The organism is Micromonospora sp. NPDC048843, from assembly GCF_040649965.1.
In the GTDB taxonomy this organism is placed as follows: Bacteria; Actinomycetota; Actinomycetes; order Mycobacteriales; family Micromonosporaceae; genus Micromonospora; species Micromonospora hortensis.
Map to the genome: position 1 here is coordinate 1 of NZ_JBEZGJ010000231.1, position 9,103 is coordinate 9,103.

The window sequence follows — 9,103 nt, forward strand, 5'->3', positions numbered from 1 at the left end:
GCCGACCCCCGCCCCCGGCACCGGGGCGTGTCGCACCACAGCCTCACCGCGTACGGTCGGGTGGCGCTCGCCCCGGCGGAGCTGGTGGTGCCCGAGGACCTGGCGCCGTCGCTCGCGGCCGAGGTGGACGCGGCGCTGGCGCCCCTCGCGGCCCGGCACCGGATCGTCCGGGTTCCCACCGACGGGTTGGACGCCGCGCTGCGGGCCAGCGCCGTGCCCCTGTCCACCATGGGCCGTGGCCTCGACGCCGACCACGCGTACTTCCTGGCGGCAGCAGCCGCCGGCCGCCACGCGGCAACCCTCCTCCCCTGACCCCGGACCCCGGACCCGCACCCGCACCCGCACCCGCACCCGCACCCGCACCCGCACCCGGTTGATCATGAAGTTATTGCCCGTCGCCCCGGCGTGTCATGGCAATAACTTCATGATCAACGCGAGCTGAGGCGGGGTGGGGGCGGGGGTGGGGTGGGGTTAGGCCAGGAAGATCAGGGCCAGCCAGCCGCCCACGATGAGCGCCAGCGCCAGGGCCAGCACCCACGTCGGCACTGTGTAGTCACCGCGCCGGTTACGGTCGATCTCGGCGCGGATCTTCTCTCGCCGGCGTTCGATCCAGTTCTGCCGCTCGGTGCCGCGCTCGGAGCGGTCGGAAGGTCCAGAAGTCGTCATGGCGCGCTCAGCTTAACCGCTCAGTGCGCCGGGCTGAGCGGCCCCGTCGGCGCAGCGCACCGACGGGGCCGGCAACCGGTCACATGCTGGCGATCAGCCGCTCCACCCGCTCGTCGTACGCCCGGAACGGGTCCTTGCAGAGCACTGTGCGCTGCGCCTGGTCGTTGAGCTTCAGGTGCACCCAGTCGACTGTGAAGTCCCGGCGCTTCTCCTGGGCGTGCCGAATGAACTCGCCCCGCAGCCGGGCCCGGGTGGTCTGCGGCGGGGTTTCCTTGGCCTCGAAGATCTCCGGGTCGGTGGCCACCCGGTCGACCTCGCCGCGGCGCTCCAGGAGCCCGTAGAGGCCCCGGCCACGGCGCACGTCGTGGTAGGCCAGATCCATCTGCGCCACCCGGGGGTGCGACAGCGGCAGGTCGTGCTTGCGCTGGTAGCGCTCGATCAGCCGCAGCTTGCTGACCCAGTCGATCTCCCGGGAGACCGGCTCCAGGTCGCCGCTCTCCACAGCGTTGAGCACCCTGCCCCACAGCTCGACGACCCGCTTGGCGGCCTGGTCGCCGCCGCGGCGCTCGACGAACTCGGTGGCCTTGGCGAGGTATTCCTGCTGGATGTCCAGGGCGCTGACCTCCTTGCCGTTGGCCAACCGCACCTTGCGCCGGCCGGTGATGTCGTGCGACACCTCCCGGATGGCCCGGATCGGGTTCTCCAGGGACAGGTCGCGCATCACCACCCCGGCCTCGATCATCCGCAGCACGATGTCGGCGGTGCCAACCTTGAGCAGCGTGGTGACCTCGTTCATGTTGGAGTCGCCGACGATCACGTGCAGCCGCCGGTAGCGCTCGGCGTCAGCGTGCGGCTCGTCGCGGGTGTTGATGATCGGGCGGCTGCGGGTGGTCGCCGAGGAGACGCCCTCCCAGATGTGCTCGGCCCGCTGCGAGAGGCAGTAGACCGCGCCGCGTGGGGTTTGCAGGACCTTGCCGGCCCCGCAGATCAACTGCCGGGTGACCAGGAACGGGATGAGCACGTCGGCGAGCCGGCCGAACTCGCCGTGCCGGGAGACCAGGTAGTTCTCGTGGCAGCCGTACGAGTTGCCGGCCGAATCGGTGTTGTTCTTGAACAGGTAGATCTCACCCGCGATGCCCTCGTCGTGCAGCCGCTTCTCCGCGTCGACGAGCAGGCCCTCCAGGATCCGCTCGCCGGCCCGGTCGTGGGCGACGAGATCGGTCACCGAGTCGCACTCCGGTGTCGCGTACTCCGGATGCGACCCGACGTCCAGGTAGAGCCGGGCCCCATTGCGCAGGAAGACATTGCTCGACCGACCCCAGGACACCACGCGACGGAACAGATACCGCGCGACCTCGTCCGGGGACAGCCGCCGCTGCCCGCGATAGGTGCAGGTGACGCCGTACTCGGTCTCGAGGCCGAAGATTCGCCGCTCCATGGTGTGACATTAGCCGCCCGGAGGCCCGGTTCGTCACTGTCAGACCACAGGTCGTGCCCCGAGCGCGGTCACATACCGGCTGAGTGCGACATTCCGTCCGGACCGAGGCTCGCCACGAACCGCCGGCAGCTGTCGTACTCCGGAAGCAGGCCCCGCTCGCGGGCCTGCGCCAGAGTCGGCGCCGCGTCGTCGCGCGCTGACAGCAACGGAACGTCGGCGGGCCACTCGATGCCCAACTCCTCGTCCAGCGGGTGCACCGCGTGCTCGCCGGTCGGGTTGTAGGTGGCCGAGCAGAGATAGCTCAACGTGGCGTCGTCGGTCAACGCGCAGAACCCGTGCCCCAGCCCCTCGCTGAGGTAGACCGCCCGACGGTCGGTGTCGTCCAGCCGGACGCCCTCCCAACGACCGAAGGTCGGCGAGCCCACCCGCAGGTCCACGATCACGTCGAGGACAGCGCCCCGCACACACGTGACGTACTTGGCCTGCCCGGGCGGGACGTCGGCGAAGTGGACGCCGCGCACCACGCCACGCGCGGAGACCGACAGGTTGGCCTGGGCCAGCCGCAGCGGATGCCCCACCACCTCGGCGAGCTTGTCGAAGCGGTACCACTCCATGAACATGCCGCGCGGGTCACCGTGCTGCTGGGGGATGATCTCCCAGGCGCCCTCGATGCTCAGCTCCCGGATCTTCACCAGGAACCCCCGTCGTTGCCGGCCTGATCGCTGAGCAGACCGAGCAGGTAGTTGCCGTAACCGCTCTTGGTCAGCGGCTCGGCGAGCGCGCGCAGCTGCGCGTCGTCGATCAGGCCGGCCCGCCAGGCGACCTCCTCGACGCAACCGATCTTGAGACCCTGCCGCTCCTCGACCACCCGGACGAACTCGGCGGCCTGCATCATCGAGGTGAACGTGCCGGTGTCCAACCAGGCGGTGCCCCGATCCAGCACCGTGACCGCCAGTTCCCCGGTCTCCCGGTACACCTCGTTGACCGCCGTGATCTCCAGCTCGCCGCGGGCGCTCGGGGTGAGCTTGCGGGCGATGTCCACCACCCGGTTGTCGTAGAAGTAGAGGCCGGGCACCGCGTAGCGGGACTTCGGGCGGGCCGGCTTCTCCTCGATCGAGAGCACCCGACCATCGGCGTCGAAGTCGACAACGCCGTACTCCTGCGGGTTGGCCACCTGATAGGCGAAGACCCGCCCACCGACCGGGTCACCGTGGTCGGCGAGCTGCCGGCCCAGACCCACGCCGTGGAAGATGTTGTCGCCGAGGACCAACGCCACCGACTCGGTGCCGATGAAGTCCGCGCCGAGGATGAACGCCTGCGCGATGCCCTCCGGGCGCTCCTGGCTGACGTACTCCAGCCGCAGCCCGAACTGGCTGCCGTCGCCGAGCAGCCGGCGGAACTGGTCCTGGTCGTCCGGAGTCGTGATCACCAGGATCTCCCGGACCCCGGACATCACCAGGGTGGAGAGCGGGTAATAGATCATCGGCTTGTCGAAGACCGGCATCAGCTGCTTCGAGACCGCCCGGGTGATCGGCCAGAGCCGGGACCCGGTGCCGCCGGCAAGTAGGATTCCGCGCATCGGGGAAGCCTAGCCGCACCCGAACCCGTTGTGCGGGGGTCGCATACCAGGGGCCGCGCCGCCCGTCGCGTATACTTCCGGACCCGTGAGGATCCTCGTCACCGGCGGAGCCGGATTCATCGGGTCGGAGTACGTTCGCCTACTGCTGGGCAAGCCCCTCGGCAGTGCGGACGGCGTGCCGCCGCTCGAGCCAGCCGTCGTGACAGTGCTGGACAAGCTGACCTACTCGGGCAACCTGGCCAACCTCGATCCCGTCCGCGACGACCCGCGACTGCGGTTCGTGCAGGGCGACATCTGCGACCCGGTCGTGGTCGACGAGGTGGTGGCCGAGCACGACGTGATCGTGCACTTCGCCGCCGAGTCACACGTCGACCGTTCGATCGCGGGCGCCGCGCCGTTCGTCACCACCAACGTGCTGGGCACCCAGACGCTGCTCGACGCGGCGCTGCGGCACGGCACCAGCCGGTTCGTGCACGTCTCCACCGACGAGGTCTACGGCTCGATCGACGAGGGCTCCTGGACCGAGGCCTGGCCGCTCGCCCCCAACTCGCCGTACTCGGCATCCAAGGCCGGCTCCGACCTGCTCGCGCTGTCGTACCACCGCACCCACGGCATGGACGTGGTCGTCACCCGCTGCTCCAACAACTACGGCCCATACCAGTTCCCCGAGAAGGTCATCCCGCTGTTCGTCAGCAACCTGCTCGACGGTGGCACCGTCCCCCTCTACGGCGACGGCGGCAACATCCGTGACTGGCTGCACGTGCACGACCACTGCCGGGGCATCGCCCTCGTCCAGCAGAAGGGCCGCGCCGGTGAGGTCTACAACATCGGCGGCGGCACCGAGTTGACCAACAAGGAACTCACCGGCCTGCTCCTGGACGCCTGCGACGCCGGGTGGGACCGGGTCGTCCCGGTCACCGACCGCAAGGGCCACGACCGCCGGTACTCCCTCGACATCACCAAGATCAGCGAAGAGCTCGGCTACCACCCCAGCATCACCCTCGACCAAGGCCTCGCCGACACCGTCCGCTGGTACCGGGACAACCGCAACTGGTGGGAACCCCTCAAGTCCGCGCCGACCGCATGACCCGTCTCCTCGTCACCGGCGCGGGCGGGATGCTCGGCCGGGACCTGGTCACCGTGCTGGGTGCACGGCCCGACCTCAAGGTGACCGCCGCCACCCGCGCCGACCTGGACGTCACCGACCGCGCGGCGGTCCACGCCGCCGTCGCCGGGCACGACCTGGTGATCAACGCGGCCGCGTGGACCAACGTCGACGCCGCCGAGGCCGACGAGGCCGCGGCGACCGCCGTCAACGGCCACGCCGTGGCAAACCTGGCCGCGGCGTGCGCCACCGACGGAACCCGGCTCATCCAGGTCTCCACCGACTACGTCCTCGCCGGCAACGCGGACACCCCGTACCCGGAGGACGCGCCCACAGCCCCGGTCAACGCCTACGGCCGCGGCAAGTTGGTCGGCGAACAGGCCGTCGCGCGGCTGCTGCCCGACACCGGGTACGTCGTGCGCACCGCCTGGCTCTACGGCGCGCACGGCCCGAACTTCGTGGCCACCATGCTCCGACTCGCCACCCAGCGCGACCACCTCGACGTGGTCGACGACCAACACGGCCAACCCACCTGGTCGTACGCGCTCGCCGAGCGGCTCGTCGCGCTCGCCGACGCGGCGCTCGCCGGTCACGCGACGCCCGGCGTCTACCACGGCACCTGCGCCGGTCAGACGACCTGGTACGGGTTGGCGCGCGCCGCGTTCACGCTGGCCGGACTGGACCCGGACCGGATCCGACCCACCACCAGCGACCGGTATCCGCGTCCCGCCCCACGGCCTGCGTACAGTGTGCTAGGGCACAGCCGCTGGGCAGCCGTGGGTCTACCCCCGCTTCCAGACTGGCACAGCGCCCTGGTTGACGCGTTCCACTCCCCCGCTCCACCCGCCCCGTGGAAGGTCGCATGAAGCTCACCCTCGTCACCGGCCTGACCGGCCTGCTGCTCCTCGGCACCATCGTCGAGCTGTTGCGCCGCCGTCAGCTGCGCGAGAAGTACGGCATGCTCTGGCTCGCCGTACTGATCATCGTGATTCCGCTGTCCCTTTTCCCCCGGCTGCTCGACAACGTCGCCGAACTCCTCGGCGTCGCCTCCGGTGTCAGCCTGGTGCTCTTCCTCGGCATCGTCTTCCTGCTGCTGGTGTGCGTACACCTCAGCTGGGAGGTCAGCGCCCTGGAAGAAGAGACCCGCACCCTGGCCGAAGACTTCGCCCTGCTCCGCGCTCAGATCGACGCGGACCGGGCAGCCCGAGACGAACTGGTGTCGACCGATGGTTAACGGCAAGCGCACATTGATCATCATCCCGGCTCTCAACGAGTCGGGCTCGATCGCCGACGTCGTCGGCGAGGTCCGTGGCGAACTGCCCGGCGTCGACGTGCTCGTCGTCGACGACGGCTCCACCGATCGCACCGCCGCCGTCGCCGCCGCCGCCGGAGCCCTGGTCGCCAAACTGCCGTACAACCTCGGCGTCGGTGGGGCCATGCGCCTCGGCTACCGCTACGCCCGTGACCACGACTACGACGTCGCCATCCAGATCGACGCCGACGGCCAGCACGACCCCCGGTACGTGCCGAAGCTCGTCGACCTGCTCGAGGACAACGACCTCGTCATCGGCGCCCGCTTCGCCGGTGAGGGCGACTACAACGTCCGCGGCCCCCGCCGCTGGGCGATGGTGATGCTCTCCGCCGTGCTGTCCCGGGTCGCCCGCACCAAGCTCACCGACACCACCTCCGGCTTCCGGGCCGCCAACCGGCGGGTCATCGAGATGTTCGCCGGCTGGTACCCGGCCGAGTACCTCGGCGACACGGTGGAGACCCTGGTGCACACCGCCCGCCGCGGCTACCGCATCCGCCAGGTGCCGGTCGCCATGCGCAAGCGGATGGCGGGCACACCCAGCCACTCCCCCGCCAAGGCGATGGTCTACCTCGGCCGCGCGTTCGCCGTTCTCACGCTGGCGCTCATCCGCCGGTGATCCGACGGCTACTGAGCCTGGTCCCGCCCGGCACCGTCGCTGTCGGTGCCGGGCTGGCCCTTCTCGGGCTCGCCTCCTACGTTCACCTCGCCGTCGCCGGCCACAGCCTCAGCCAGGCCGACTACTCGTCCCTGTCGGTGCTCTGGTCGATCGTGTTCACCCTCGGCATCGGCGTGTTCATGCCGATCGAGCAGGAGGTCGCCCGGGTCGTCGCCGCCCGACACAGCCAGGGGCTGCCCCCCGGGCCGGTACTGGCCCGCGGCGTCACCGTCGCCGCCGTGATGCTCGCGGTGCTGGTGTTGGCCGTCACCGTCGGCCGTCAGCCGCTCGCCGACAAACTCTTCGCCGGTGACGGCAACCTGGTCACCGTGCTGATCGGCGCGCTCGCCGCGATGGCCGTCGCCTACGCCACCCGCGGCGTCCTCTCCGGCCTGCAACTGTTCCCCTGGTACGGCGCTCAACTCGGGATCGACGGTGGCCTGCGGATCATCATGGTCGCCCTGCTCGGGCTGGCCGGAGTGACGTCGCCCGTCTGGTACGGGCTCGTGCTCGTCGCCGCCCCTCTGGTCAGCGTCCTGCTCACCCTGCCGCCGGTGCTGCGCGCCATCGGCGGAGGCCCGCCGGTGGCCTGGGCCACCCTGCTACGCGGCCTCGGTCTGCTCACCGCCTCCAGCCTGCTCTCCCAGGTCGTGGTGAACATCGGCGTGATCAACGTGCAGCTACTCGCACCCTCCGACGCGGCAGCCGCCGGCGCACTACTCTCCGCCCTCGTGCTGGTCCGCATCCCCCTGTTCGTCTTCGGCTCCCTCCAGGCGTCACTGCTGCCCGGCCTGGCCACCACCGCCACCACCGGCGACCAGGCCGGCTTCCACAGCCTGCTGCGCCGGGCTCTCGGCATCGTCACCGCGCTCGGCCTCACCGGTGCCCTCGGCGCCGTGCTGCTCGGGCCATGGCTGGTCGGCACCCTCTTCGACGCACCCGGCGTTCTCGGCCACGGCGACTTCGCCTGGTTGGCGGCCGCCACGCTCGCCTACCTGTGGGCGATGGTGCTCGGCCAAGCCCTGCTCGCCCTCGACCGGCACCGCGCCCAGGCCCTCGCCTGGACCGCCGGCGTCGCCGCCCTGATCGCCGTGACACTGATCCCGGCTCCGGTCACCCTGCGAGTCGAGCTGGCGTACACCATCGGCTCCGTCATCGTGGCCGCCACAATGGCGATGCTGCTGCGAGGCGGCGTCCGCCGACCCACCACCCCCACCCGGCCGCTCGCCGAGGCCGTCGCCCCTGCCGCATCCGGAGGCATCCGATGACCCGACCCCGGGTGAGCGCCGTCATGCTCGCCTACGGCCCGGAGCCCTACCTCGTCGACGCCGCCCGGGCGGTGCTGGCCAGCACCGACGTCGAGATCGACCTCATCGTCGTCGACAACGGCTGCACCGGGGACGGCATCGACATCGTCAAGGGCCTCCCCGGGGTGCGGGTGATCCGACCGGAGGAGAACACCGGCTACTCCGGCGGCTGCCGGGTCGGTGCGGCTGAGGCCACCGGTGACTGGCTCGCGTTCGTCAACTCCGATGCCGTCGTCGCGCCCGACGCCCTGGCCAAGACCACCGCGGTAGCCGCCGAAGCGGGCGTGGGCGCGGCCATGGCGTCCATCCGGTTGGCCGACACCCCCGAGCTGATCAACACCAGCGGTAACCCGCTGCACTTCACCGGCCTCTCCTGGGCCGGCGGCAACGGCGAACCGGCCAGCAACCACGCCGAGCGGCGGGCCGTAGCCTCCCTCAGCGGGTGCTGCTTCGTGATCAGCCGGCAGCTCTGGCGCGAGCTCGACGGCTTCGCCGCCGAATACTTCGCCTACCACGAGGACACCGAACTCAGCCTGCGACTGTGGCAGCGCGGACTACGACTGGAGTACGTGCCGGACGCCGTCGTGCGTCACCACTACGAGTTCTCCCGCAACGCCCTGAAGCTCTACCTGGTCGAGCGGAACCGACTGGTCACCCTGCTCACCGCCTACGAGGCGCGGACACTCGTCGTGCTCGCCCCGGCGCTGCTACTCACCGAGGCCGCCATGCTCACCGCCGCGTTCGCTGGCGGCTGGTCCCGGCAGAAGCTGCAGGGTTGGGGCTGGCTGTGGCGCAACCGCGACTGGGTTCGCGGCCGTCGACGGCAGCTACAGGCCGAACGCCGGGTGCCGGACGGGGTCATCGCGGAACTGATGACCGGTCGGGTCACGCCCTCCGGTGTGCCGACCGCACCCGGCCTGGGCGCGTTCAACGCCGTAGCCGGCGGCCTCGACGTCGGTGCGCCCCGGATCAGTGTCGATCTTCAGGAACACGTCGCCTACGCGCAGGGTCGCCCGTTCCTGGTGGGCGACGACGACTTCG

The 9,103-nt window shown here is 70.7% G+C and carries 11 protein-coding genes; 7 read left to right on the forward strand and 4 right to left on the reverse strand.

The genetic code is table 11. The features are described from left to right. On the forward strand, positions 1-312 hold a 312-nt coding region (locus AB0C20_RS32740; RefSeq protein WP_357569451.1), incomplete at its 5' end, for a DUF3866 family protein. A gap of 159 nt (positions 313-471) precedes the next feature. On the opposite strand, the gene AB0C20_RS32745 is transcribed toward AB0C20_RS32740, so the two are convergent. From AB0C20_RS32745 to rfbA, 4 genes are all read right to left on the reverse strand, one after another. Beyond that, positions 472-666, reverse strand: coding sequence for a hypothetical protein (locus AB0C20_RS32745; RefSeq protein WP_357186548.1), 195 nt, complete (start codon positions 664-666; stop codon positions 472-474). Positions 667-745: 79 nt separating this feature from the next. Further along, positions 746-2,104: a Pup--protein ligase gene (gene pafA, locus AB0C20_RS32750; RefSeq protein ID WP_328654375.1), complete on the reverse strand. Its 1,359-nt coding sequence runs from the start codon at positions 2,102-2,104 to the stop codon at positions 746-748. A gap of 68 nt (positions 2,105-2,172) precedes the next feature. Beyond that, positions 2,173-2,796, reverse strand: a complete 624-nt coding sequence (gene rfbC / locus AB0C20_RS32755) for a dTDP-4-dehydrorhamnose 3,5-epimerase (protein WP_357569452.1) — start codon at positions 2,794-2,796, stop codon at positions 2,173-2,175. Continuing rightward, a complete protein-coding gene (gene rfbA, locus AB0C20_RS32760; RefSeq protein WP_357186552.1) occupies positions 2,793-3,683 on the reverse strand; it encodes a glucose-1-phosphate thymidylyltransferase RfbA in 891 nt (296 codons plus the stop codon). The genes rfbC and rfbA overlap by 4 nt, the downstream gene beginning before the upstream one ends. 85 nt (positions 3,684-3,768) lie before the next feature. On the opposite strand from rfbA, the gene rfbB reads away from it, so the two are divergent. From rfbB to AB0C20_RS32790, 6 genes are all read left to right on the forward strand, one after another. Next, positions 3,769-4,770, forward strand: coding sequence for a dTDP-glucose 4,6-dehydratase (gene rfbB, locus AB0C20_RS32765; protein WP_357186555.1), 1,002 nt, complete (start codon positions 3,769-3,771; stop codon positions 4,768-4,770). Continuing rightward, positions 4,767-5,654: a dTDP-4-dehydrorhamnose reductase gene (gene rfbD / locus AB0C20_RS32770; protein WP_357186558.1), complete on the forward strand. Its 888-nt coding sequence runs from the start codon at positions 4,767-4,769 to the stop codon at positions 5,652-5,654. Before rfbB ends, rfbD begins: the two co-directional genes overlap by 4 nt. Beyond that, positions 5,651-6,022: a DUF2304 domain-containing protein gene (locus AB0C20_RS32775; RefSeq protein ID WP_139584287.1), complete on the forward strand. Its 372-nt coding sequence runs from the start codon at positions 5,651-5,653 to the stop codon at positions 6,020-6,022. The genes rfbD and AB0C20_RS32775 overlap by 4 nt, the downstream gene beginning before the upstream one ends. Continuing rightward, on the forward strand, positions 6,015-6,716 hold the full coding sequence (locus tag AB0C20_RS32780) for a glycosyltransferase family 2 protein (protein WP_328654380.1): 702 nt from the start codon (positions 6,015-6,017) through the stop codon (positions 6,714-6,716). Before AB0C20_RS32775 ends, AB0C20_RS32780 begins: the two co-directional genes overlap by 8 nt. Further along, positions 6,713-8,023, forward strand: a complete 1,311-nt coding sequence (locus AB0C20_RS32785) for a polysaccharide biosynthesis protein (protein WP_357186562.1) — start codon at positions 6,713-6,715, stop codon at positions 8,021-8,023. Before AB0C20_RS32780 ends, AB0C20_RS32785 begins: the two co-directional genes overlap by 4 nt. Continuing rightward, the coding region (locus AB0C20_RS32790; protein WP_357569453.1) for a glycosyltransferase family 2 protein at positions 8,020-9,103 on the forward strand (1,084 nt) is incomplete at its 3' end. The genes AB0C20_RS32785 and AB0C20_RS32790, both read left to right, overlap by 4 nt.

Bases quoted from the DNA above. Each gene is read 5' to 3' on its own strand.
- AB0C20_RS32780 (WP_328654380.1), top strand. From the start codon at position 6,015: ATGGTTAACGGCAAGCGCACATTGATCATCATCCCGGCTCTCAACGAG.
- AB0C20_RS32745 (WP_357186548.1), bottom strand. From the start codon at position 666: ATGACGACTTCTGGACCTTCCGACCGCTCCGAGCGCGGCACCGAGCGG.
- rfbA (WP_357186552.1), bottom strand. From the start codon at position 3,683: ATGCGCGGAATCCTACTTGCCGGCGGCACCGGGTCCCGGCTCTGGCCG.
- rfbD (WP_357186558.1), top strand. From the start codon at position 4,767: ATGACCCGTCTCCTCGTCACCGGCGCGGGCGGGATGCTCGGCCGGGAC.
- pafA (WP_328654375.1), bottom strand. From the start codon at position 2,104: ATGGAGCGGCGAATCTTCGGCCTCGAGACCGAGTACGGCGTCACCTGC.
- AB0C20_RS32775 (WP_139584287.1), top strand. From the start codon at position 5,651: ATGAAGCTCACCCTCGTCACCGGCCTGACCGGCCTGCTGCTCCTCGGC.